General features: G+C 67.3%; 22 protein-coding genes. 10 read left to right on the forward strand and 12 right to left on the reverse strand.

Features of this window, described 5'->3' with window-relative positions:
- The first annotated feature begins 52 nt into the window (after positions 1-52).
- The 5 genes from puuE (at position 53) to HWX22_RS08345 (ending at position 3,693) form a co-directional block, all read left to right on the forward strand.
- Complete coding sequence (gene puuE, locus HWX22_RS08325) at positions 53-1,006, forward strand: allantoinase PuuE (protein WP_059529581.1); 954 nt, start codon at positions 53-55, stop codon at positions 1,004-1,006.
- Entirely contained in the window at positions 1,003-1,524 is a 522-nt protein-coding gene (gene uraD / locus HWX22_RS08330; RefSeq protein ID WP_175915375.1) for a 2-oxo-4-hydroxy-4-carboxy-5-ureidoimidazoline decarboxylase, read from the forward strand. The genes puuE and uraD overlap by 4 nt, the downstream gene beginning before the upstream one ends.
- 62 nt (positions 1,525-1,586) lie before the next feature.
- On the forward strand, positions 1,587-2,600 hold the full coding sequence (alc, locus tag HWX22_RS08335; RefSeq protein WP_175915376.1) for an allantoicase: 1,014 nt from the start codon (positions 1,587-1,589) through the stop codon (positions 2,598-2,600).
- Complete coding sequence (locus HWX22_RS08340; RefSeq protein WP_059529590.1) at positions 2,597-3,109, forward strand: ureidoglycolate lyase; 513 nt, start codon at positions 2,597-2,599, stop codon at positions 3,107-3,109. Before alc ends, HWX22_RS08340 begins: the two co-directional genes overlap by 4 nt.
- A 173-nt stretch (positions 3,110-3,282) precedes the next feature.
- Positions 3,283-3,693, forward strand: coding sequence for an ACT domain-containing protein (locus HWX22_RS08345; protein ID WP_175915377.1), 411 nt, complete (start codon positions 3,283-3,285; stop codon positions 3,691-3,693).
- Positions 3,694-3,796: 103 nt separating this feature from the next.
- Here HWX22_RS08345 and HWX22_RS08350 read toward each other — a convergent pair whose 3' ends face one another.
- Positions 3,797-4,990 (reverse strand): urate hydroxylase PuuD, encoded by a 1,194-nt coding sequence (locus HWX22_RS08350; RefSeq protein ID WP_175915378.1) that lies wholly within the window; start codon positions 4,988-4,990, stop codon positions 3,797-3,799.
- Positions 4,991-5,043: 53 nt separating this feature from the next.
- The gene (gene uraH, locus HWX22_RS08355) at positions 5,044-5,397 is read right to left on the reverse strand and encodes a hydroxyisourate hydrolase (protein ID WP_011657188.1); all 354 of its coding nucleotides are present in this window, start codon (positions 5,395-5,397) and stop codon (positions 5,044-5,046) included.
- Between the two features lie 512 nt (positions 5,398-5,909).
- Here uraH and HWX22_RS08360 point away from each other — a divergent pair.
- Positions 5,910-7,322 (forward strand): 8-oxoguanine deaminase, encoded by a 1,413-nt coding sequence (locus tag HWX22_RS08360; protein WP_175915379.1) that lies wholly within the window; start codon positions 5,910-5,912, stop codon positions 7,320-7,322.
- 121 nt (positions 7,323-7,443) lie between these two features.
- Here HWX22_RS08360 and HWX22_RS08365 read toward each other — a convergent pair whose 3' ends face one another.
- On the reverse strand, positions 7,444-8,373 hold the full coding sequence (locus tag HWX22_RS08365; protein WP_006762467.1) for a LysR substrate-binding domain-containing protein: 930 nt from the start codon (positions 8,371-8,373) through the stop codon (positions 7,444-7,446).
- Positions 8,374-8,593: 220 nt separating this feature from the next.
- Positions 8,594-8,803 (reverse strand): dodecin, encoded by a 210-nt coding sequence (locus HWX22_RS08370; RefSeq protein ID WP_006755984.1) that lies wholly within the window; start codon positions 8,801-8,803, stop codon positions 8,594-8,596.
- A gap of 134 nt (positions 8,804-8,937) precedes the next feature.
- Between HWX22_RS08370 and HWX22_RS08375 the strand changes: the two genes are divergently transcribed.
- Positions 8,938-9,831, forward strand: coding sequence for an NAD(P)-dependent oxidoreductase (locus HWX22_RS08375; protein ID WP_175915380.1), 894 nt, complete (start codon positions 8,938-8,940; stop codon positions 9,829-9,831).
- A gap of 77 nt (positions 9,832-9,908) precedes the next feature.
- Here the strand turns inward: HWX22_RS08375 and HWX22_RS08380 are convergent, their stop codons facing one another.
- From HWX22_RS08380 to HWX22_RS08395, 4 genes are all read right to left on the reverse strand, one after another.
- A complete protein-coding gene (locus HWX22_RS08380; RefSeq protein WP_027784713.1) occupies positions 9,909-10,355 on the reverse strand; it encodes a hypothetical protein in 447 nt (148 codons plus the stop codon).
- A gap of 331 nt (positions 10,356-10,686) precedes the next feature.
- Positions 10,687-11,118: a large conductance mechanosensitive channel protein MscL gene (gene mscL / locus HWX22_RS08385; RefSeq protein WP_034207569.1), complete on the reverse strand. Its 432-nt coding sequence runs from the start codon at positions 11,116-11,118 to the stop codon at positions 10,687-10,689.
- A gap of 249 nt (positions 11,119-11,367) precedes the next feature.
- On the reverse strand, positions 11,368-12,543 hold the full coding sequence (locus tag HWX22_RS08390; protein WP_059817686.1) for a tetratricopeptide repeat protein: 1,176 nt from the start codon (positions 12,541-12,543) through the stop codon (positions 11,368-11,370).
- 78 nt (positions 12,544-12,621) lie between these two features.
- Complete coding sequence (locus HWX22_RS08395) at positions 12,622-13,302, reverse strand: PspA/IM30 family protein (RefSeq protein ID WP_044843730.1); 681 nt, start codon at positions 13,300-13,302, stop codon at positions 12,622-12,624.
- Positions 13,303-13,738: 436 nt separating this feature from the next.
- Between HWX22_RS08395 and HWX22_RS08400 the strand changes: the two genes are divergently transcribed.
- The gene (locus HWX22_RS08400) at positions 13,739-16,258 is read left to right on the forward strand and encodes a penicillin-binding protein 1A (RefSeq protein ID WP_175915381.1); all 2,520 of its coding nucleotides are present in this window, start codon (positions 13,739-13,741) and stop codon (positions 16,256-16,258) included.
- Between the two features lie 88 nt (positions 16,259-16,346).
- On the opposite strand, the gene HWX22_RS08405 is transcribed toward HWX22_RS08400, so the two are convergent.
- From HWX22_RS08405 to mfd, 4 genes are all read right to left on the reverse strand, one after another.
- The gene (locus HWX22_RS08405) at positions 16,347-16,820 is read right to left on the reverse strand and encodes a DUF3574 domain-containing protein (RefSeq protein WP_244135201.1); all 474 of its coding nucleotides are present in this window, start codon (positions 16,818-16,820) and stop codon (positions 16,347-16,349) included.
- 133 nt (positions 16,821-16,953) lie between these two features.
- On the reverse strand, positions 16,954-17,973 hold the full coding sequence (locus HWX22_RS08410) for a threonine/serine dehydratase (protein ID WP_059817680.1): 1,020 nt from the start codon (positions 17,971-17,973) through the stop codon (positions 16,954-16,956).
- Between the two features lie 61 nt (positions 17,974-18,034).
- A complete protein-coding gene (gene argE, locus HWX22_RS08415; RefSeq protein WP_175915382.1) occupies positions 18,035-19,255 on the reverse strand; it encodes an acetylornithine deacetylase in 1,221 nt (406 codons plus the stop codon).
- Positions 19,256-19,351: 96 nt separating this feature from the next.
- Complete coding sequence (gene mfd, locus HWX22_RS08420) at positions 19,352-22,822, reverse strand: transcription-repair coupling factor (RefSeq protein WP_175915383.1); 3,471 nt, start codon at positions 22,820-22,822, stop codon at positions 19,352-19,354.
- A 108-nt stretch (positions 22,823-22,930) separates the two neighbouring features.
- Between mfd and ispD the strand changes: the two genes are divergently transcribed.
- Positions 22,931-23,641 (forward strand): 2-C-methyl-D-erythritol 4-phosphate cytidylyltransferase, encoded by a 711-nt coding sequence (gene ispD / locus HWX22_RS08425; protein ID WP_059693491.1) that lies wholly within the window; start codon positions 22,931-22,933, stop codon positions 23,639-23,641.
- Positions 23,642-23,669: 28 nt separating this feature from the next.
- Positions 23,670-24,155: a 2-C-methyl-D-erythritol 2,4-cyclodiphosphate synthase gene (gene ispF / locus HWX22_RS08430; protein ID WP_059817673.1), complete on the forward strand. Its 486-nt coding sequence runs from the start codon at positions 23,670-23,672 to the stop codon at positions 24,153-24,155.
- The last annotated feature ends 40 nt before the right edge of the window (positions 24,156-24,195 follow it).

Consider the following 24,195-nt stretch of genomic DNA (forward strand, 5'->3'; position numbering starts at 1 on the left):
CGGGTCGATGCGAACCCATTACTTCCGCAAGCTTTCGCCGCACTTCGAACCCATGTCACTCGATCCCAACTATCCTCGCGACCTGATCGGCTACGGCCGCCATCCCGTGCAGGCGAACTGGCCCGGGCGTGCCCGCGTCGCCGTGCAATTCGTGCTGAACTACGAGGAGGGCGGCGAGAACTGCGTGCTGCACGGTGACCCGGGCTCCGAGCAGTTCCTGTCCGAAATCGTCGGCGCGGCCGCGTATCCGGACCGCCACATGAGCATGGAATCGATCTACGAATACGGTTCCCGTGCCGGCGTGTGGCGCATCCTGCGCGAATTCGAGAAGCGCGGGCTGCCGCTGACGGTGTTCGGCGTGGGCATGGCGATCGAGCGTCATCCGGAACTCGCGCGCGCATTCGTCGAGCTCGGCCACGAGATCGCGTGCCACGGCTGGCGCTGGATCCACTATCAGAGCATGACGCCCGAGCTCGAGGCCGAGCACATGCGCCTCGGGATGGAAGCGATCGAACGCGTGACGGGCGAGCGTCCGCTCGGCTGGTACACCGGCCGCGACAGCCCGAACACGCACCGTCTCGTCGCGGAATACGGCGGCTTCCTGTACGACTCCGACAACTACGGCGACGACCTGCCGTTCTGGATGGACGTCGAGGTGTCGGGCGGCGGCACGTCGCCGCAGCTGATCGTCCCGTACACGCTCGATACGAACGACATGCGCTTCGCGACGCCGCAGGGCTTCAACACCGGCGACCACTTCTTCGACTACCTGCGCGACGCGTTCGACGTGCTGTACGCGGAGGGCGACGACGCGCCGAAAATGCTGTCGATCGGCATGCACTGCCGTCTGCTCGGCCGGCCGGGGCGTTTCCGCGGGCTGCAGCGTTTCCTCGATCACATCGAGAAGCACGATCGCGTATGGGTGACGCGCCGTGTCGATATCGCGCGTCATTGGCGTGAACATCATCCGTATCAGCCCAATCATCGAAACGAAGGGAAAGCATGAAGGCGATGCGTTACACGTTGGAGCAACTGAACACGATGGCGTCGAGCGCATTCGTCGCGGCGCTGTCGGGGATCTTCGAACATTCGCCGTGGGTGGCCGAGGTCGCTGCGGGCGAGCGGCCGTTCGCGAGCATCGACGCGCTGCACGAGACGATGTCGAACGCGGTGGAGACGGGCGGCGAAGCGCGCCAGCTCGCATTGATCAACGCTCACCCGGAGCTGGCCGGCAAGGCCGCCGTGCGCGGCGAGCTGACGGCCGAGTCGACGCGCGAGCAGAGCGGCGCGGGTCTCGACCAGTGCACGCAGGAAGAGTTCGACAAGCTGCTGACGCTGAACCGCACGTATCGCGAGAAGTTCGGCTTCCCGTTCATCCTCGCGGTGCGCGGCTACGACCGGCACGGCATCATCGCGAACTTCGAGTCGCGCGTGAATCATTCGCGCACCGAGGAACTGCGCGCGAGCCTCGACCAGATCTACCGGATCGCGCGCTTTCGCCTCGACGACCTGATCGACGCCTGACACCTCACGACGGCCTGCTGCGTCGCGGCGGCCCGATCGCATCACTGAAACAAGGAAACATCATGGCAGTTCCGTTTCTCGATCCCGACGCCCCCGACTTCACGCGGCGCTACGTGAACCTCGCCGACCCGCGCCTCGGTGCGCAGGCGCTCGAGGCCAGCGACGATTTCTTCGCGCCGAAGGACCGGATGCTGAACCCCGAGCCGGCGGTGTTCATCCCCGGCAAGTACGACGACCACGGCAAGTGGATGGATGGCTGGGAGACGCGCCGCAAGCGCACCACGGGCTATGACTGGTGCATCGTCAAGCTCGCGCGGCCGGGCGTGATCAAGGGCTTCGACATCGACACGAGCCACTTCACCGGCAACTTCCCGCCGGCCGCATCGATCGAGGCGGCATACGTGGCCGACGGCGCACCGACGCATGCGACGGAATGGGTCGAGATCGTGCCGTCGACGACGCTGCAGGGCAACAGCCATCACTACGTCGAAACGCGCGACGCGCGTGCGTTCACGCATCTGCGCGTAAACATCTATCCGGACGGCGGCATCGCGCGCCTGCGCGTGTATGGCCAGCCGCAGCTCGACTGGGCCGGCGCGAGCGCGACCGAGCAGTTCGACCTCGCGGCGATGGAAAACGGCGGCTACGTGGTGGCCGCGAACAACCAGCATTTCGGCGTCGCGTCGAACCTGCTGCTGCCGGGCCGCGGCGTGAACATGGGCGATGGCTGGGAAACCCGCCGCCGCCGCGAACCGGGCAACGACTGGGCGATCATCGCGCTCGCGCAGCCCGGCGTGATTCGCAAGATCGAAGTCGATACGGCGTTCTTCAAGGGCAACTATCCGGACCGCTGCTCGATCCAGGCCGCGTACGTGTCGGGCGGCACCGACAGCTCGCTGATCACGCAGTCGATGTTCTGGCCGGTGCTGCTCGGCGAACAGAAGCTGCAGATGGACAAGCAGCATTACTTCGAGCACGAGATCGCGTCGCTGGGCCCGGTGACCCATGTGCGCCTGAACATCATTCCGGACGGCGGCGTGTCGCGCCTGCGTCTGTGGGGGACGCTCGACAAATGAAGACGCTCGCAATCGAACCGCTGACCAAGGACGCGTTCGCGCCGTTCGGCGACGTGATCGAAACGGACGGCGCGAAGCAGATTCCGATCAACCTCGGCACGACGATCCGCTTTCACGATCTCGCGAAGGTCGACGTGACCGACGAAGACGGCCGCACGCTCGTCAATCTGTTCCGCGGCCAGCCGCGCACGCTGCCGTTCGAGGTGAAGATGCTCGAGCGCCATCCGCTCGGCAGCCAGGCGTTCGTGCCGCTGAACGACCAGCCGTATCTCGTCGTCGTCGCGCCGGCGGGCGATCTCGATCCGTCGAAGATCCGCGCGTTCGTGACGAGCGGGTGGCAGGGCGTGAACTACGCGAAGGGCGTGTGGCATCACCCGCTGATCGCGCTCGGCGGCGTCAGCGACTTCATCGTCGTCGATCGCGGCGGCGACGGCCTGAATCTGAACGAGCAGGACCTGCAGGAATCGCTATGGCTCACCGAGGACGCGCTGGATGCACTGACGGCCTGAGCAGCATTTCGGCAGTACCGTTTCACCGAAGAGACCCGCGCGATCTGCGCGGGTTTTTTTATGCTCGCCGCGCGCACAGGCCCATGACGTTGCCGCTACGTCGAAGACGTCGATCGCGTGCTATCGTGCCCGCATCGCCACCGCACGACGCCCGGTTCCCGGGCCGTACCACGATGAGCCAACCTGAAAACGACCTCGCGATCCTGCTGCGCACGATGCAGCCCGAACTGCATCGCGGTGCGTTCGCGTTCGTCGCGCTGCCGGCCGATGCCGACATATCGTTATCCGAAGCGATTGCAACGTTCCGCGAAACGGAAGGCATGACCGTCGTCGTCGACGAGGAAACGGCCGCGCGTCGCGGCTGGCCGGTGCTGTTCCGTGCCGCGTGGATCACGCTGACGGTGCATTCGGACCTCGCGGCGGTCGGCCTGACGGCCGCGTTCGCGAGCGCCCTCGGCGCGGCCGGCATCAGCTGCAACGTGATGGCCGCCGCGTATCACGATCACATCTTCGTGCCGTTCGACGACGGCCAGCGCGCGCTCGATGCGCTCGTCGCGCTGCAGCGCGACGCGATGCGGAGCTAGCGGGAGACACGTTCCGCGCGGGCAAAAAAAACGGGCCCGTTTCCGGGCCCGCGAACGGAGAGGACTGCACCGACCAACCAACCGGCGGCCGGCGCAGGGCGGCTTACTTGACCGCGCCACCCTCGAACCAGGCGGCGAGCTTCACGCGCTCGTCGTCGGTCATGTGCGTGACGTTGCCGATCGGCATCGCCTTCAGGCTCACGGCCTGTTCGTAGATGCGTTGCGCGTTCTTCGACACCTCGTCCGGCGTGTCGAACATCACGCCGGCGGGCGCGCTGCCCATCAGCGTCGGCTTCGACGAGTGGCACTCGACGCAGCGCTGCTGCAGGATCGGCATGATGTCGTTGATCACGATCTTCGGTGCGTTCGCCGCCTGCGCTTCCGGTGCGACCGGCTTCGGCATCGTCCACACCAGCGCGCCCGACAGCAGCGCGACGCCGCCGATCGGCAGGTACCACAGCTGCTTGCCGCGGTGACGCATCACGAAGAACTGACGGATCAGCGCGCCGGCCAGCATGATCAGCACGAGCACGACCCAATTGAACTTGTTCGTGTACGTCATCGCATAGTGGTTCGACAGCATCGCGAACACGACCGGCAGCGTGAAATACGTGTTGTGCACCGAACGCTGCTTGCCGCGCTTGCCGTAGATCGGGTTCGGCTCTTCGCCCTTGAGCATCTTGTCGACCATCTTGCGCTGGCCCGGGATGATCACGAAGAACACGTTCGCCGACATGATCGTCGCGAGCATCGCGCCGACGATCAGGTACGCCGCACGGCCCGAGAAGATGTGGCACGCGAGGTACGCGGCGACAACGACGTAGAGGCCGACGCAGATGCCCAGCACGCGATCGTTGGTGCCGAGGATGCGGCACAGCGAGTCGTAGACGATCCAGCCGGCCGCGAGGAAGCCGAGGGCGGACGCGACGGCGACCACGGGGCCCATGTCGAGTACGCTCTTGTCGATCAGATACGTGTTCGGTGCGAGCAGGTACAGCACGAAGAACAGCGAGAAGCCCGACAGCCAGGTCGTGTACGACGGCCACTTCGACCAGTGCAGGTCATCCGGCATTTCCGGCGGGGCGACCGTGTACTTCTGCATGTTGTAGAAACCGCCGCCGTGGACGTGCCACAGCTCGCCGAACACGCCGCGCTTGCGCTGGTTCGCGTCGGTCGGCGGTTTCAGGCTGTTGTCGAGCGCGACGAAATAGAAGGACTCGCCGATCCACGCAATGGCGACGATGACGTGCAGCCATCGCAGCGCGAGGTTCAGCCAGTCGGTGATGAAGCCTTCCATGAAACTCCTCCAGACTCAGATCGTTGTCTTTGATGCGGGCGCCGATGCGTGTGTCAGCTGCCGCGATAGGTGCTGTACGACCACGGCGACACGAGCAGCGGCACGTGGTAGTGCGATGCGGTATCGGCGATGCCGAAGCGCAGCACGACGCGGTCGACGAAGCGGGGTTCGGGCACCTTCACGCCGAGCGACGCGAAGTAGTCGCCGGCATGGAACACGAGTTCGTATTCGCCGGCGGCGAGCGCGGCGCCTTCGAGCAGGGGTTCGTCGCAGCGGCCGTCGCTATTGGTCAGCACGGTCTTGATCGCGCGGCGCGATTCGCCGTCCAGCGCGTAGAGGTCCACCTTGATGGCAGCGCCGGGGCGACCGTGTGCCGTATCGAGTACGTGGGTAGTGAGCTTTCCCATTCGCAATTGTCCTTGTGTGAATGCGAGGTTCGGCGGCGACTCGATCCATTGACTGTGCGGCGGATCGAGGCTCCACGTCACGTGGCTACATACCCGTCGGCGAGATTGAAGCGAGCGCCGTGCAGGCATTGTAAAAAGGTTCCCCGCGCAAATACGGGCGCGATATCAAAGATAATGCGCCGCGCATGAACCGCTGTCGACGCCCCGCCGGAAGCCGCCGGCGGCCCGGGATTCCGGCGTCTGCCGGGGCCGCGTGCGGCGTACCATATCGAAACCGTGAAGCGCGGTATTCCGGATCGCGCATTGTGCGTTGCGCGCGGTTGGGCGATGCTCCGGCCGTGCGCGTCGGGCCGTGGGCCCGCGCGTACCCCGAAGACGGCATTCACGCCGGGTAACCGGGCCAGCGCGTTCGAACGGACGCAGGCACCGGGGCGTGCCGCGAATCAGCGTTCGAACGGCCTTGTGACGGTCTCCGGGAGCGGCTCCCGGGGGCAGAACCACGCGGAGAACGCATGAATCTCGAGCAGCACGCCGGCGCACGCGCGCCGCACCCATTCTCATCCCGCCCGACGACCCTGCTGGTCAAGCACGCCGACGTGCTCGTGACCATGGACGACACGCGCCGCGAATTGCGCGACGCGGGCCTCTATATCGAAGACAACCGGATCGTCGCGGTCGGCCCGAGCGCCGAGCTGCCCGATACCGCCGACGAAGTGCTCGACCTGCGCGGCCACCTCGTGATCCCGGGGCTCGTGAACACGCATCACCACATGTACCAGAGCCTCACGCGCGCGGTGCCGGCCGCGCAGAACGCCGAGCTGTTCGGCTGGCTCACGAACCTGTATCGGATCTGGGCGCACCTGACGCCCGAGATGATCGAGGTGTCGACGCTGACCGCGATGGCCGAGCTGCTGCAGTCGGGCTGCACGACGTCGAGCGACCATCTGTACATCTATCCGAACGGCAGCCGGCTCGACGACAGCATCGGCGCCGCGCAGCGAATCGGCATGCGCTTTCACGCGAGCCGCGGCGCGATGAGCGTCGGCCAGCGCGACGGCGGGCTGCCCCCCGATTCGGTCGTCGAGCGCGAGCCCGACATCCTGCGCGACGCGCAGCGCCTGATCGAGACCTATCACGACGAAGGCCGCTACGCGATGCTGCGGGTAGTCGTCGCGCCGTGCTCGCCGTTCTCGGTGAGCCGCGGCCTGATGCGCGACGCGGCCGTTCTGGCACGCGACTACGGCGTGTCGCTGCACACGCACCTGGCCGAGAACGTCAACGACATAGCGTACAGCCGCGAGAAGTTCGGGATGACGCCTGCCGAATACGCGGAAGATCTCGGCTGGGTCGGCCACGACGTATGGCACGCGCACTGCGTGCAGCTCGACGATGCGGGCATCGGCCTGTTCGCGCGCACCGGCACCGGCGTCGCGCACTGTCCATGTTCGAACATGCGGCTCGCGTCGGGTATCGCGCCGGTGAAGAAGATGCGTCTCGCGGGTGTGCCGGTCGGGCTCGGCGTCGACGGTTCCGCGTCGAACGACGGCGCGCAGATGGTCGCGGAAGTGCGGCAGGCGCTGCTGCTGCAGCGGGTCGGTTTCGGGCCCGACGCGATGACCGCGCGCGAGGCGCTCGAGATCGCGACGCTGGGCGGCGCGAAGGTGCTGAACCGCGACGACATCGGCGCGCTGAAGCCCGGCATGGCCGCGGACTTCGCCGCATTCGACCTGCGCCAGCCGCTGTTCGCGGGCGCGCTGCACGATCCGGTCGCGGCGCTCGTGTTCTGCGCGCCGTCGCAGACGGCGTACACGGTGGTGAACGGGAAGGTGGTGGTGCGGGAAGGGCGGCTCGCGACGCTCGACCTGCCGCCGGTCATCGAGCGTCACAACGCGCTGGCGCAGGCACTCGTGGAGGCGTCGCGCTGACGCATCGATGTGAAGGTCGCGCCGCGCGCCGCGGATCGGGCGCGCGGTGGCGGTCGCCACACGCCGCGCATCGCACCGAGCCGCACCGCGACGGCATGGCCGGCGCGTGCGTCGTGCGCGCTTACGCCTCGATCAGCGTGCGGGTTGCTTCGGCGACGAGGCTGCGCAGCCAGCGCACCTCGTCGGAGTAGTGGCAGCGTTCGTGCCACAGCTGGTAATACTGCATCGGCGGAAAGTCGAGCGGCGCCGGCACGACCGACAGCGGCAGGAACTTCGCGTAGTGATCGGCGAACAGGCGCGTCGTCGTGAAGATCAGGTCGGACTTCACCAGCACGTACGGCGCGAGGTTGAAGTACGGCAGCGTGACGACCACGTGACGCTTGAGCCGTTCGCGCGCGAGATGCACGTCGATCGCGCCGCGCTGGCCGACCGAGTACGGCGTCGGTGCGAGATGCGGCGCGTTCAGGTACTGGTCGAGCGTGAGCCCGCCGCGCTTCGCGAACGGATGCGTGTTGCTCATCAGGCAGACGATTTCGTCGACGAACAGGTTCGACAGGTGCAGTTGCTCGGGCGGCTCGGGCCAGTTCCCGACGACGATGTCGAGCTTGCCGTCTTCCAGCGCGAGCTCGTAGTCGAATGCGGGGCCGAGCGAGTGGAACTCGAGCGTCGCGTTCGGCGCCGCCTGGCGGAAGCGTTCGACGACGGTCGGCACGAACAGCACGTTCAGGTAGTCGGGGCAGCCGATCCGGTAGCAGCGGATCGACGTGGCCGGGTCGAAATTGTGCTGCTGGAACTTGATGCGCTCGATTTCGCGCAGTGCGTTCTGCACCGGCTCGAGCAGACGCAATCCGTATTCGGTCGGGACCATGCCGGACTTGCCGCGCACGAGCAGCGGGTCGCCGGTGATGTCGCGCAGGCGCCGCAGTGCGGCGCTGATCGCCGGTTGCGACTGGTTCAGTTTGACGGCCGCGCGCGTGACGCTGCGCTCCATCAACAAGGTGTGCAAGACGCGCAAGAGGTACGTGTCGATCGCCTCGCGTTGCTGACTCATGATTTCTCCAGTTTATATGGCTGGGCTGATCGAGGGGTGATGTGGGTATATGGTTTTTAATATGAACGAAAGTCAGCGTCAAGAGATGGATACCCGCAGACGCGCGTCGGCCCGGCCTCGCGAAGGGGCTGAAAGGGGCGTGATGCGGGTGGGCGCGGCACCGCGCGGATGCGTATTGCACGCATCCGGTGGCAAGGGCACCGCGCGTGACGCGCGTGGGTCAGTCGTCGATGCGCATGCCGACTTTCAGCGTGACCTGCCAATGGATGACCTGGTCGCCTTCGATGTGGCCGCGCGTTTCGGTGACCTGGAACCAGTGCAGGTTGTGCAGCGTCTTGCCGGCTTTCGAGATCGCGTTGCGGATGGCGTCGTCGCACGATTGCCGCGACGAACCGGTCAGTTCGATCAGCTTGTAGACGTGGTCGCTCATGATGCGCTCCCTGGGATGTCGGTGTGTGCGCCGGCGCAAGCGGCGGGCCCGAGACGGCGCCGTGCGTGTCCGGCTTCTTGAGTGATAGGTATGATGGGCGGCAAGTGCAACCCCAATTGGAGACGAGGAACATCGTGGAAGTCGGATTTTGCGGACCGGGATTGATGGGCGCGCCGATGATTCGGCATTTGCTGGCGGCGGGCCATCGGGTCAGCGTATGGAACCGGACGCGCGCCAAGGCCGAGGCGCTTGAAAAGGATGGTGCGCAGGTGGTCGACACGCCGCGCGAACTGGCCGAGCGTGTCGACACGGTGTTCGTGTGCGTGCTCGACGGCCGCGCGGTCGGCGACGTCGCGTTCGGCGAGCACGGGCTCCTTGCCGGCGATGCGAATGCGCGCCGCCTGAAGCGCATCGTCGATCATTCGAGCATTCCGCCTGCGGCGACGCGCGACTACGCGGCGCGTGCGGCCGCGCTCGGCGTCGGCTGGATCGACGCGCCGGTGTCGGGCGGCGTGCCCGGCGCGCAGGCCGGCACCCTCGCGGTAATGGCGGGCGGCGGCGCGGCCGACCTCGACGCGGTGCGGCCGCTGATCGATACCTACGCGTCGCGCATCACGCACATGGGCGACGCGGGCGCGGGCCAGACCGCGAAACTCTGCAACCAGGCGATCGTCACCGCGACGGTGACCGCGATCGCGGAAGCGGTCGGCCTCGCCCAGGCGAGCGGCATCGACGCTGCGCGTCTGGCCGACGCGCTGGCGGGCGGGTGGGCCGATTCGGTGCTGCTGCAGACCTTCGTGCCGCGCATGACGTCAGGCGGTCATCCGCCGATCGGCGCGCTGAGCACGTTCCAGAAGGACGTCGACGCGATCGCCGACGCCGCGCGCGACACCGGCGCGGTGATGCCCGTGTCGGCCACGGTGCAGCAGGTGCTCCGGCTGGGCGCCGCGCAGGGGCTCGCCGGTGCCGATTTCGCCGCGTTCATCGACATCGTCCGGCCCGGCAACGGGCGCGCGACGGCGCGGTGATCGCGCGGCGACGGTGAAGCGGGAAGTCTGAATGGCCGATGGGCCGCCCGGAGGCGGCCCATCGTGTCGGTGTCGGTTCAGCCGAGGGAGCGCGGTGTCGTATCGCCGGCGTTCTGGCGTCCGAGGCCGCCGCGCAGGCTCGCCTTCGTGCCTGCACCAAATTCGGGCAGGATGCGCGCCCGGGCGCGGCTCGCGAACACGAGGAAGCCGAAGCCGTTCGCCTCGTACCAGTACCCGCCGTTCTCGAGGCCGTCGAGCGGTTGCTCGAGTGCGTTGGCGATCGATTCGATGCAGCGCTTGCGCAGTTCGGCGATGGCCGGATAGGGCGGCTGAGCGCCGCGCACGCTGCACAGGAGCACGTCGAGGCCTGGCAGCACATGCGCATAGAGGACGGGCTCGTCCTGCGCACGGGCGCGGGCAATCTTGGTGTCGAGCTGCGCGAACGGTTTCGAGTGGCGCAATACCGCGAGGAACGACTCCTGGCCGTCCTGTTGCGCACGTCGACGTTTTTTCGGGAAGGACATAAACACTCGCCTCAAAAACAATTGCAAGAAATGCGGCACTTTCATGCGACCCACTCCCGGCTATGTACGCCGCATGTCGATCCTTTATAGCACACGAAAATGCTGCACTCGTGCGGTACGACGATCAATGTCTCCCGTCGACCCGCTTGCCACGATGATCGACACAGCCAGCGTCTTGGCGCCCGTACTGTCGTTTAGTCTCCATCATAGACCTGCTTTTCCCGCGCGTGCATTCGCGCGTCACAAAAAAGTGAGACAGGCCGCGCACGGCGCGCGCCCATGAAAAAGGCCCGCACTTGGCGGGCCCGGCGGATGCTGCGTTGCGCGGTGCTCAGCGTTGCTTGAGCGAATCGCGGATCTCGCGCAGCAGCACGGTGTCTTCCGGCGTCGCGGCCGGCGCGGCTTCTTCAGGCTTGCGCAGCTTGTTGATGAATTTCACCATCAGGAAGATGATGAACGCGAGGATCACGAAATTGATCGCCACGGTGATGAACGAGCCGTAGCCGAATGCGGCGACGCCCGCGGCCTGCAGGTCCTTGAACGAATCGGGATTACCCTTGAACGACGGAGGGATGGTGCCGAGCAGAACGAACTTGTTCGAGAAATCCAGACCGCCCGTCAGCACGCCGATGACCGGCATGATGAGGTCTTTCACGACCGAGTCGACGATCTTCGAGAATGCGCCACCGATGATCACGCCGACGGCGAGATCCATCACATTGCCTTTGACGGCGAACTCCTTGAATTCCTTGATTATGCTCATGAGCGGCTTTCTCCTGGTTGGGCGAGGGGAGGCGTGCCGCGACGCGCAGGGCTGCGAAGCGTCTGGCGGGTCGGAGGGGGATCGGAGGCACGCCGATGGCCGCATGATAGCGAACGTGCCCCATTGCCGGTAGCCCATCTTGAAATGATTAACAAATCACGGACGGGGCCGCCGCGAGCGGAAATGAAAGGAATCGCGGTGTGACGGGGCGGGCGCGGCGCGATGCGTCGACGCCCGCGTGTGCACGGCTCAGGTGTTGTCGTCGGTCCAGCCGTCGTCGTTGCTGCCGAGATCGACGCCGCCACCGCCGTTGCCGTCGCTCCAGTTCGAGCTGTCGCCGCGGCCGAAGTCGAAGCCCGGATCGTTGTTCTCCTGGCGCCGGCGCTGGTCGTCGACGATCACGTCGCGTTCGACCACGCGTTCGCGGCCGCCGGACATCGCCTCGCCGAGCAGCACGCCCGTCAGCAGCCCGCCCATTCCGCCGCCGAAGCCACCGCCTTGCTGGACCACGACGGGCGGCTGCTGTTGCGGATACGGCTGCTGCGGGTACGGTTGCTGCTGATATGGCTGGCCTTGCGTGCCGGTCATGCGATCGGCTTCCTGCGCATACACGGAGCCGCCGCCGTTCGCGGGCGCCGCGGGCTGCGCGCTCGGATCGGGGCGGCCCTCGACGCGCGCCTTCACGCTCGCATGGCGCTGTTCGAGTTCGTCGATGCGATACGGCGGCACCGGGTTCTTGCCGTTCGACAGCGTCTCGACGAGCGTGCGTGCATCGGTCTCGATGCCTTCGAGTTCGCCGGTGAGCGCGGCGGCGCCCGGTGCCGTCGACAGCTTCGCGTCGAGTTTCAGCGGACGGATGTCGTTCAGCACGTCGGTCGCGCGCTTCAATTGCGTGCGGCGTTCGTCGTCGGCGCGACTGTTGTCGGCGGAGCGCGCGCGCCGCAACGTCCAGCGCAGCACCAACGCGATGATCGCGACGATCAGCCCGAGGCCGATCCACATGCCGGTCGACGGACCGTGTTTCGCGACCGGCGCGGCGGGCGCGAGCGACGATTGCAACGAACCGGCCTGGGTGGCCGACGGTGCGTTGCCGCCGGTGCGCGCGGCGTCGGCGCGAATGCGCGATTCGGTCTGCGCGAAACGCGACGCGTCGGTGAAGCGCAGTTGCGGATCGAGCGACTTCGCCCGCTGCAGTTGCGCGAGCGCGTCGGACGCGCGGCCTTCGCGGTCCAGCACCTGGGCGTACAGGTAGCGCGCATGCGCATTGTTCGGATGCGCGTCGATGACTTGCGACAGTTGCGTGTCGGCTTGCTGCCAGTTGCGCTGCGCGATCGATTGCTCGACCTGCTGCAGCGACGGGACCGCAAACGCGGCGGACGACAGCAGCATCAGCGAAAGGCCGAGAGCGGCGAGAGATTTCTTCATGGTCGAACCGGGCGCGAGCGCCCGTCTCCTGACGATCGGTGCGCGCCGCGGGCCCGGCGGGCCGCGGCGCGGTTGCCGTTACTGCGCGGGCGTGTCGAGTTGCTTCTTCAGCGCGGCGAGGCGGTCCTCGACCGACGGGCCCTTGTTCAGCGCGGCGAGCTTGTCGTCGAGCGCCTTGCCGCTCGACGTGTCGGCCGAATTCAGGCGGGCGTCCGAGCGCGCGTTCTGCAGCGCGACCTTGTCCTCGAGCTTCTGGAAGTCCTCGGAGAGGTTCTTGCCGCCGATGCCGCCCAGCGCGCTGGCCGCGACGTCCTTCGCCTGCGCGATTTCCTGCTTGGCCTGCAGGATGTTCGAGCGCGCGTTCAGGTCGTTGCGGCGCTGACGCATGTCGGCGATCTGCCCCTTCAGCTTGTCGACCGACGGCTCGAGCGTCGTCAGTTCGGCCGCGAGCGCATCGCGCTCGGCTTCCGCGTTCGACTGCGCGGCGAGCGCCTCGCGTGCGAGCGCTTCGTCGCCGGCCTGCAGCGCGCGCTTCGCGCCGTCTTCGTACTTCTTCACCTTGTCGTCGGCCGCATCGCGCTTGCTGCGCTGGGTCGCGACTTGTGCCTCGATCTCGATCAGCGAATTCTCGGCACGGCCGATGCTGTCGTCGAGCTCCCGCACGATCTGCCGTGCGTCGCGCGACGGATCCTGTACCGAGTCGGCCGCATCGTTCAGCAGGCCTTTGATCGTGCGCGAAACAGAGTCGAAAAGCGACATGAAATCCTCCGTGGTTGAAAGGTGCCGCGTCAGCGGCAATGCCCGTCGCGAATCGGTTCCGACCCGCGTGAGCTGGCGGATATTACACCGCCGGCCCCTTAAATACGGCTTAAGTGCCGGAGTTCAAGCGCGAGGCGTGCGCGGATTTCCACCTTTCGCAGCTGAAAGAAACGGCGCGGCACGCACCGGGCTGCGAGTCCATGATAGGCGGAGCATGGCGCCAATACGTTCCGCAATTCACGCTTGTGCGGGAATTTTTACAAAAAATCGCCAAGCCGATCGGTCGATTTCATTAAAATGCGCTGTCACGTCGCGGGAACGGATCGCCGCGCGGCGGGGTCTGTCGACGTGACAGTTGCCACGATGCACCCACTCTGATTCATCCGCTTGCATTTCCGCATGCGTCCGAGGGCGCCACGCCGCCCGCCATTCCGACATGCCAATTATCAAACGACCGTCTTCTCCTTCCGATCGGAACAAACCTCACTACACGTTGCGCCGTTCGCCGTCGGGAGCCTATTACCCCGATGACGACGACCGCGGCGACGACCGGCGCGCGCAGCGTCGCGGCGGCGGGGGCGGCGATCGCCGTTCGTTCGGCTCGCGCGTCGCACTGTGGTTCGTCGGCCTGTTCGCGACGCTCGCGATCGTCGGTGCGCTGATCGTCGGCTACGCACTCGTCGTGATGGCGCCGCAACTGCCGTCGCTCGACGCGCTGACCAACTACCAGCCGAAGGTGCCGCTGCGCGTGTTTACTGCCGATCACGTGCTGATCGGCGAGTTCGGCGAGGAGCGCCGCAGCCTCGTGCGCTTCCAGGAAATTCCCGACGTGATGAAGAAGGCGGTGCTCGCGATCGAGGACTACCGCTTCTACGAGCACGGCGGCGTGGACTTCCTCGGCATCCTGCGCGCGGGCGTCGCCGACCTGATGCACGGCGGCGCGCGCCAGGGCGCGAGCACGATCACGATGCAGGTCGCGCGCAACTTCTTCCTGTCGAGCGAGAAGACGTATACGCGCAAGATCTACGAGATGCTGCTCGCGTACAAGATCGAAAAGGCCCTGACGAAGGACCAGATCCTCGAGCTGTACATGAACCAGATCTACCTGGGCCAGCGCTCGTACGGTTTCGCGGCCGCCGCGCGCGTGTATTTCGGCAAGGACCTGAAGGACATCACGCTCGCGGAAGCGGCGATGCTCGCAGGGCTGCCGAAGGCGCCGTCCGCGTATAACCCGGTCGTCAATCCGAAGCGCGCGAAGGTGCGTCAGGAGTACATCCTGAAGCGCATGCTCGAGATCGGCTACATCACGCAGCCGCAGTACGACCAGGCGGTGAAGGAAGAGATTCACGTGCGCACGCCAGGCAACCAGTACGCGGTGCACGGCGAATACGTCGCCGAGATGGTGCGGCAGATGATGTACCAGCAATACAAGGACGAAACCTATACGCGCGGGCTGACCGTCACGACGACGATCAACTCGGCCGATCAGGAAGCGGCGTACCAGGCCGTGCGTCGCGGCATTCTCGACTACGAGCGCCGCCACGGCTATCGCGGGCCGGAAGGCTCGATCAACCTGCCGGCGGCCGGCGACGATCGAGATGAGGCGATCGACGATGCGCTCGCCGATCACCCGGACAACGGCGACCTGCAGTCGGCGGTGGTGCTGGCCGCGTCGCCGAACGCGGTCGAGGTGCAGTTCGTCGGCGGCGCGACGACGACGATCGGCCCGGCCGGGCTGCGCTTCGTGTCGGCCGCGCTGAGCCCGCGCGCGAACGCGACGTTGCGGATCAAGCCGGGCTCGATCGTGCGCGTGCTGAAGGACGGCAAGGCGGGCTGGCAGGTCGTGCAGCTGCCGCAGGTCGAAGGCGCGCTCGTTGCGATCGCGCCGCAGGACGGTGCGATCCGCTCGCTCGTCGGCGGCTTCGACTTCAACAAGAGCAAGTTCAACCACGTGACGCAGGCGTGGCGCCAGCCGGGTTCGTCGTTCAAGCCGTTCATCTATTCGGCATCGCTCGACAAGGGCCTCGGACCGGCGACGATCATCAACGATGCGCCGTTGTACTTCCCGCCGAGCGTGCCGGGCGGCACCGCGTGGGAGCCGAAGGACGACGATCAGCCCGACGGCCCGATGTCGATGCGCACGGGCCTGCAGCGTTCGAAGAACCTGGTCTCGATCCGGATCCTCGCGTCGATCGGCACGCAGTACGCGCAGGAGTACGTGACGCAGCGCTTCGGCTTCGATCCGGCGAAGACGCCGCCGTACCTGCCGATGGCGCTGGGTGCCGGCCTCGTGACGCCGCTGCAGCTCGCGACCGGCTACGCGGTGTTCGCGAACGGCGGCTACAAGGTCGATCCGTACCTGATCGCCGAAGTCGACGACGCGCGCGGCCAGCCGCTGCAGAAGTCGCAGCCGGTGATCGCCGGCGGCACCGCGCCGCGCACGATCGAAGGCCGCAACGCATACGTGATGAACAGCCTGCTGCACACGGTCGCGACGGCCGGCACGGGCGCGGGCACCAACGCGCTCGGCCGAAGCGACCTGCAGGGCAAGACGGGTACGACGAACGATGCGAAGGACGGCTGGTTCGCCGGCTACCAGCAGTCGCTCGTCGCCGTCGCGTGGATGGGCTTCGACCAGCCGAAGAGCCTCGGCAGCCGCGAATTCGGCGCGCAGCTCGCGCTGCCGATCTGGGTGAACTACATGCGCACCGCGCTGAACGGCGTGCCCGAGCAGCAGATGCCGATGCCGGACGGACTGACCTCGATCGACGGCGAGCTTTACTACGCTGATCGCACGCCGGGCAACGGTTTCGTCGCGAGCGTGGACATCAATCCGGCCGCGAACGCGATCAGCGCGAACGACGCGCTCGGCTCGGCCGGCTCGGAGGGGCTCGCGCCGCCGCCCGTCACGCAGCAGGAGAAGCAGCAGATCATGGACATGTTCCAGAACAAGTAAGCGATACGCGGATGTCTCGCATGCGACGGGCGCCTTCGGGCGCCCGTTTTCTTTTGCGTGTCGCCGTGCGCCGGCCGATGAAGACGAATCAGAACGACGCGCAGGCCGGCACGAGCGTGATGCCGACGGACTCCTGCCGGAAGCGCTCGCGGTACGCTTGCCGGATCTCGGCAAGCCGCGCGTGCGTGTTGGCCGTATCGTCGGCGACGATGCGGACCACGAAACTCGCTTCGCGGATGATCCGGCCGGTGGCGCGGTCGCGCCATTGGCCGCGGGTGTCCCAGTAGGTGAAGCCGTCAGGAAAGCGCGGCGTGACGACGTCGGCGAGGAACGCCGCGCGTTCCGCATCGGTGACGGGGCCGCGTCCGGCGATATCGCGCCCGAACAGCAGGTCGGCCTGCAGCATCCGGTGCGCGTCCGGCGGCTGCACGCAGGCCGTGGGCGTGTCGACGACGGGCGAGGGCGGCGCCGCGCAACCGGCGAGCAGCGCGATGGCGGCGATGCCGATCGCGTGGTGCGCGCGACGCCGCCACGTCGCGGGACGAGCGTTCGAGGGCGGCATCTGCCTATTTCGCGTCCGGCGTGCTTCGCGCGCGTAAAACGCTGCGCGCTCAACCACTTGCGTGCATGTCCGGCGGGTTATCAACAGGGCTGTCAACATAAACTGGGGATAACCCGGGGTGCCGTGCACGGCGTCAGTGCTGCAGTTTCGCGTGCGCGAGATGCATGCCGAGCGTCGCGGGGTCGGTGTTCGTGCCCGACAGCAGTACGCCGACCCGCTTGCCCTGCAGCGTTTCGCGCAGCGGGCCGAGCAGCGCCGCGAGCGCGGCCGCGCACGCCGGTTCGACCGCCAGCTTCAGATGCGAGAACAGGAACAGCATCGCCGCGCGCAGCGCGTCGTCGGACACCGTGACGATGCGGTCGACGTGGCGCCGGCACAGCTGGTAGCTGTATTCCTCGGTGTGCGGCGCCATCAGCGAGTCGGCGATGGTCTGCATCGCACTCATCTTGATCGTGTGATTCGCCGCGAAGCTGCGGCTCATCGCGTCGGCGCCTTCCGGTTCGACGCCATACACGTGCACGCGCGGATTCGCGAGCCGCAGCGCGGTCGCCATGCCGGCCGCGAGCCCGCCGCCACCGATCGGCACGATCACCGCGTCGAGATCGGGCGTCTGCGTCGCCCATTCGTAGCCGAGCGTCGCGGTGCCGAGAATCGTGTGATAGCCGTTGAACGGATGGATGAAGAAGCGGCCTTCCTCGGCCTCGATCCGCCGCACGAGGTCGAATGCCTGCGACGCGCTGCCGGCGAGCACGACTTCCGCGCGGTACTGCTTGCACTGCGCGATGCGCGCCGGGCTCGCGGTGTGGAACATCACGACCTTCGCGCTGCTGCCGAGCCGCATCGCCGCGTACGCGACGGCTGCCGCATGATTGCCGGCCGACACACACGTGACGCCGGCGTTCTTGCGCGCTTCGTCGAGGGCCAGCAGGTGCGTGAACGCACCACGCACCTTGAAGCTGCCGCTCACCTGCAGCAGCTCGAACTTGAAGTTGACGTGCGTGCCCTCGAGGGACGGCAGGTCGGCGCGCTCGAACACGGGCGTGCGCGCGACCCACGGCGACAACGCGAAATGCTGCGCGGCGATTTCGTCGAGCGTCGGAATCGGCTCGCCGTCGATCGTCGTATGGGCGGTGCCCTGTTGTTCAGTCGACATGACGTGGCGGATGGCGGGGTGGGCCGGCCCGCGCACGCAGGCCGGCGTGGCGGGGGGGCAGTCAGTGTGCGTCGACCGACATGCTGCGGATGAACTTGCGCAGGAACTGCTCGCAGGCGGCGAGCTGCGTGAGTTCGACATACTCGTTCGGCTTGTGCGCCTGTTCGATGTTGCCGGGCCCGCACACGATGCTCGGGATGCCCGCGCGTTCGAACAGGCCGGCCTCGGTGCCGTATGCGACCTTGCGCTTGTCCTGGTCGGCCGTCAGCGCGCGCACGAGCTGCGTGATCGCGGCCTGTTCGGTCGCATCGAGCCCGGGTGCGGCGGCGATCTTCGAGAACTCGATCGCCGCGTTCGGATGCTCGCGACGCATCTGCGGCAGCAGCGTTTCCTGCGCATACGCTTCGATGCGCGTGAAGATCTGCTCGGGATCGAGCGTCGGCAGGTTGCGGAACTCGAAGTCGAACCGGCATTCGGCCGGCACCGTGTTGATCGCGTTGCCGCCCTGGATCGTGCTCGTTTGCGCGGTCGTGAACGGTACGTCGTACAGCTCGTCGAACGGGCCTTCGGCGCGGAAGCGCTCGGCGATGTCGCGGATGTGGCAGATGAGGCGCGCCGCGTATTCGATCGCGTTCAGGCCCTTCGGCGTCAGCGACGAGTGCGCCGCGTGGCCGCGCACGCAGCAGCGGTACGCGTTGATGCCCTTGTGCGCGATGATCGGCCGCATGCTGGTCGGCTCGCCGACGATGCAGCCGGACGGCTTCACGCCGCGCTTGACGAGATCGGCGATCAGAAGCGGTGCGCCCGCGCAGCCGATTTCCTCGTCATAGGACAGCGCGAAATGGATCGGCTTCGCGAGCTTCGTCGCCTGCATCTCCGGCAGCAGCGCGAGCGCCGCGCCGATGAAGCCCTTCATGTCGCACGTGCCGCGGCCATACAGGCGACCGTCGCGCAGCTCCGGCGCGAACGGGTTGCTGTCCCACTGCTGGCCGTCGACCGGCACGACGTCGGTGTGCCCCGACAGCACGATGCCGCCGTCGGTCGAGCCGTCGTGCGCGGGCACGGTCGCGAACAGGTTGGCCCAGCCTTCGCGCGGATCGTGCGTGAGCGTCGACACGATGCCTTTCGCGGCCAGTGCGTCGCGCACCGTTTCGATCAGCCCGAGGTTCGGCACGCGGCTCGTCGTGTCCATCGACACCAGCCGCTCGATCCAGGGCAGGCTGACGAGCGAAGCGTCGCCTTGCGGGGCGGCGGACGGCGCGGGCGCGTCGAGTGTGGACATGGCAAAACTCCGTCTGATGAATGGGAAAATCATACTCAAAAACGCGCGCGCCCGCCGTCGGGGGCCGCGATGCGGTGCAGCATCGCGGTCGTGCGGTCAGCGTGCCGCGCTCGCCGAGTCGGCGCGCGGCGCGAGCGCGCGCAGCGTCTCCTTGATCGTCGACACGCGAATCGCGAGGTCGGGCGAGCGCGTCTCGATGCGCAGCTTGTCCTGGCCCGCGAGCTTGATGTGCCGATGTTTCTGCACCATCTCGATGATCCGCATCGGATCGATCGGCGGGTTCGGCTCGAACTGCAGCCCGATCGCCGCCTCGCTCGCGTCGATCTTGACGATGCCGAGCGGCTTCGCGGCCAGCCGCAGCCGGTGCGTCTCGACGAGCGCGTGCGCCTGCGGCGGCAGCTTGCCGAAGCGGTCGATCAGCTCTTCCTGGATACCATCGATCGCGTCGCCGTGCTCGCAGTTCGCGAGACGCTTGTACAGCGACAGCCGCTCCTGCACGTCCGCGCAGTAATCGGCCGGCAGGATCGCGGGCGCATGCAGGTTGATTTCCGTCGTCGCGGCGAGCGGGGCGGTGAGGTCGGGCTCCTTGCCGTTCTTCAGCGCCTTCACCGCGTCATTCAGCATGTCGGTGTAAAGCTGGAAGCCGATCTCGTGGATCTCGCCCGACTGCTTGTCGCCGAGCACCTCGCCGGTGCCGCGGATCTCGAGATCGTGCATCGCGAGATAGAAGCCCGAACCGAGTTCCTCCATCTGCTGGATCGCCTCGAGCCGGCGCTGCGCCTGCTTGGTCAGCGACTGCGGGTCGTGGACCAGCAGGTACGCATACGCCTGGTGGTGCGAACGGCCGACCCGGCCGCGCAACTGGTGCAGCTGCGCGAGGCCGAACTTGTCCGAGCGATGCATGATGATCGTGTTCGCGCTCGGCACGTCGATGCCGGTCTCGATGATGGTCGTGCACAGCAGCACGTTCGCGCGCTGCGCGACGAAATCGCGCATCACGCGTTCGAGTTCGCGCTCGTGCATCTGGCCGTGCGCGATCACGATGCGCGCTTCGGGCACGAGTTCCTCGAGCATCGCCTTGCGGTTCTCGATCGTCTCGACCTCGTTGTGCAGGAAGTACACCTGGCCGCCGCGCTTCAGTTCGCGCAGCATCGCTTCGCGGATCACGCTTTCTTCCTCGCGTCGCACGAAGGTCTTGATCGCGAGCCGCTTTTGCGGCGCGGTCGCGATCACCGAGAAATCGCGCAGCCCCTCGAGCGCCATGCCGAGCGTGCGCGGGATCGGCGTCGCAGTCAGCGTCAGCACGTCGACCTCTGCGCGCAGCGCCTTCAGCGCTTCCTTCTGGCGCACGCCGAAGCGGTGTTCCTCGTCGATGATGACGAGGCCGAGGCGCTTGAACTGCACGTCCGACGACAGCAGCTTGTGCGTGCCGATCACGATGTCGACGCTGCCTTCGTTGATCTGCGCGATTGCCGCGTTCACTTCCTTCGCGGTCTTGAAACGCGACAGCTCGACGATGCGCACCGGCCAGTCCGCGAAACGGTCGGCGAAGGTCTGCGTGTGCTGCTCGGCGAGCAGCGTGGTCGGCGACAGCAGCGCGACCTGCTTGCCGCCCATCACCGCGATGAACGCGGCGCGCAGCGCGACCTCGGTCTTGCCGAAGCCGACGTCGCCGCACACGAGGCGGTCCATCGGCTTGCCGCTCGTCATGTCGCCGATCACGGCCGCGATCGCCGCGGCCTGGTCGGGCGTTTCCTCGAAGCCGAAGCTTTCCGCGAACTTCACGTAGTCGCGCGGCTCGAGCGCGAACGCATGGCCTTCGCGGGCCGCGCGCCGCGCATACAGGTTCAGCAGCTCGGCGGCCGTGTCGCGGATCTGCTGCGCGGCCTTGCGCTTCGCGCGCTCCCACTGGCCCGAGCCGAGCGCGTGCAGCGGCGCGCTGTCGGGATCGGCGCCGCTGTATCGCGATATCACGTGCAGTTGCGCGACCGGCACGTAGAGCTTGCTCTCGCCCGCGTATTCGAGATGCAGGAATTCGGTCTCGCCTTCGCCGAGATCCATCGACACGAGGCCCATGTAGCGGCCGATGCCGTGCTGCGCATGCACGACCGGATCGCCGACCTTCAGCTCCGACAGGTCGCGCACCATCGCATCGACGTTGCTCGCCTGTTCCTGGCGGCGGCGCCCGGCGCGGCGGCCGAGCGCACCGTACAGCTCGGTTTCGGTGACGATCGCGTAGCCTTCGCCCGGCACCGCGAAGCCGCTCGCGAGCGGCGCGACGCCGAGCGCGAAGGGCGCGTCGCTTTCGAGCCAGCCCGCGAAGTGGTCGTTCGACGCGGGGCGCAGGTGATGCTCGGCGAGCAGTTGCAGGATCGTTTCGCGGCGGCCGGCCGACTCGACCGTCAGCAGCACGCGCTTGCCCGACGATTCGACGAACGTGCGCAGCGCGGCGAGCGGATCGTCGGCATGGCGGTCGACGGTGAGCTCGGGCAGGCCCGTCGCCCAGCCGCCCGCCGGCTGCGCGGGCAGCACGACGCGCGCGAACGGCTTCGCGAACGCGAAGAAATCCTCGTCGGACAGGAACAGGCGCTGCGGCTCGAGGATCGGCCGCTCGCGATCGTGCGCGAGGAACGCATGACGCTGCTTCGTATCGGCCGTGAAGCGTCGGATCGACGCTTCGAGGTCGCCGGTGAACACGAGGTGCGCATCCTGCGGCAGGTAGTGGAACAGCGTGGCCGTCTCGTCGAAGAAGAGGGGCAGGTAATACTCGATCCCGGCCGACGGCACGCCGTTGCCGATGTCCTTGTAGATCGGCGCGCGGCTCGGGTCGCCTTCGAAGGTTTCGCGCCAGCGGCTGCGGAAGGCCGTGCGCGCGGCTTCGTCGAACGGAAACTCGCGGCCGGGCAGGAGGCGCACGTCGCGCACCGGATAGAGGCTGCGTTGCGTATCGGGATCGAACGCACGGATCGAGTCGACCTGGTCGTCGAACAGGTCGATCCGGTAGGGCAGCGGCGAGCCCATCGGGTACAGGTCGAGCAGCGAGCCGCGCACGCAGTATTCGCCGGGGCGCACGACCTGGCTCACGTGCTCGTAGCCGGCCAGCGTGAGCTGCGCCTTCAGTTTTGCCTCGTCGAGCCGCTCGCCCTGCGCGAACGCGAACGTATATGCGGCCATGAACGATGCGGGCGGCATCCGGTACAGCGCCGTGGTCGCGGGCACCAGCAGGATGTCGCAGCGGCCCTCGCCGAGGTCGTGCAGCGTCGCGAGGCGCTCGGAGACGAGATCCTGGTGCGGCGAGAACGTGTCGTACGGCAGCGTTTCCCAGTCCGGCAGCAGGCGCACGCGCGCGTCGGGCGAGAAATAGCGGAGTTCCTGCGACAGCCGCTGCGCGTCGACCGCGTTCGCGCAGATCACCGCGAGGAGCGGGACCGCGTCGCGGTTGTCGGCGAGATAGCGGGCGATGGCGAGTGCGTCGGCGGAGCCGTGCGCGCCGTCGAAGGCGAACCGCTGGCCCGGTTTGACGCGGGCGACGGGCGAGGCGAACGGGGTGGAAGCGTTGTCTGGCATAGGGACGGCAGGGGTGGCGGGCACGGGCGCATCGCGGTGCGCCGGTCGAGACGAAAGACCTATTATAAAATCCGCTTCTCGATTTCATCTTTCCGGCGTTTCCCCTTCGTGACTCCCCGACTTTTCGCCCTGATTCCTTGCGCCGGCACAGGCAGCCGTTCCGGCTCTGCCGTGCCGAAGCAATACCGCACGCTGGCCGGCCGCGCGCTCCTGCATTACACGCTCGCCGCGTTCGACGCGTGCAGCGAATTCGCGCAGACGCTCGTCGTCCTCGCACCCGACGACACGCACTTCGACGCGCGCCGCTTCGCGGGCCTGCGTTTCGCGGTGCGCCGCTGCGGCGGCGGCTCGCGGCAGGCGTCGGTGCTCAACGGGCTGCTCGAGCTGGCCGAATTCGGCGCAACCGACCAGGACTGGGTGCTGGTGCACGACGCCGCGCGCCCGGGCATCACGCCGGAGCTGATCCGCACGCTGGTCGCGACGCTGAAGGACGACCCGGTCGGCGGCATCGTCGCACTGCCGGTGGCCGATACGCTCAAGCGCGTGCCGGCCGGCGGCGACGCGATCGCGCGCACCGAATCGCGCGACGCGCTGTGGCAGGCGCAGACGCCGCAGATGTTCCGCATCGGCATGCTGCGCGACGCGATCCTGCGCGCGCAGCGCGAAGGGCACGACCTGACCGACGAGGCCAGCGCGATCGAATGGGCCGGGCACACGCCGCGCGTCGTGCAGGGCAGCCTGCGCAACTTCAAGGTCACATACCCGGAAGATTTCGCGCTTGCGGAAGCGATCCTCGCGCGCTCCACGAACGCTTCCTGACTTTCACCTCATCTCAACCGGACTACGCATGGATTTCAGAATCGGACAAGGCTACGACGTGCACCAGCTCGTCGCGGGGCGCCCCCTCATCATCGGCGGCGTGACGATTCCTTACGAGCGCGGCCTGCTCGGTCATTCGGACGCGGACGTGCTGCTGCACGCGATCACCGACGCGCTGTTCGGCGCGGCGGCGCTGGGCGACATCGGCCGCCATTTCTCCGACACCGACGCGGCGTTCAAGGGCGCGGACAGCCGCGTGCTGCTGCGCGAGTGCGTCGCCCGCGTGAAGGCGGCCGGTTTCGCGATCCAGAACGTCGACAGCACGGTGATCGCGCAGGCGCCGAAGCTCGCGCCGCACATCGACGGGATGCGAGCGAACATCGCGGCCGATCTCGGGCTGCCGCTCGAGCGCGTGAACGTGAAGGCGAAGACCAACGAGAAGCTCGGCTATCTCGGCCGTGGCGAGGGCATCGAGGCGCAGGCCGCCGCGTTGCTGGTGAAGCAGGGCGCGTGAGCGTCTGAAGCCGATCCGACGCGGCGCGCCGGTCGCGCCG

The organism is Burkholderia sp. BCC1638 (assembly GCF_902833195.1).
GTDB lineage: Bacteria > Pseudomonadota > Gammaproteobacteria > Burkholderiales > Burkholderiaceae > Burkholderia > Burkholderia diffusa.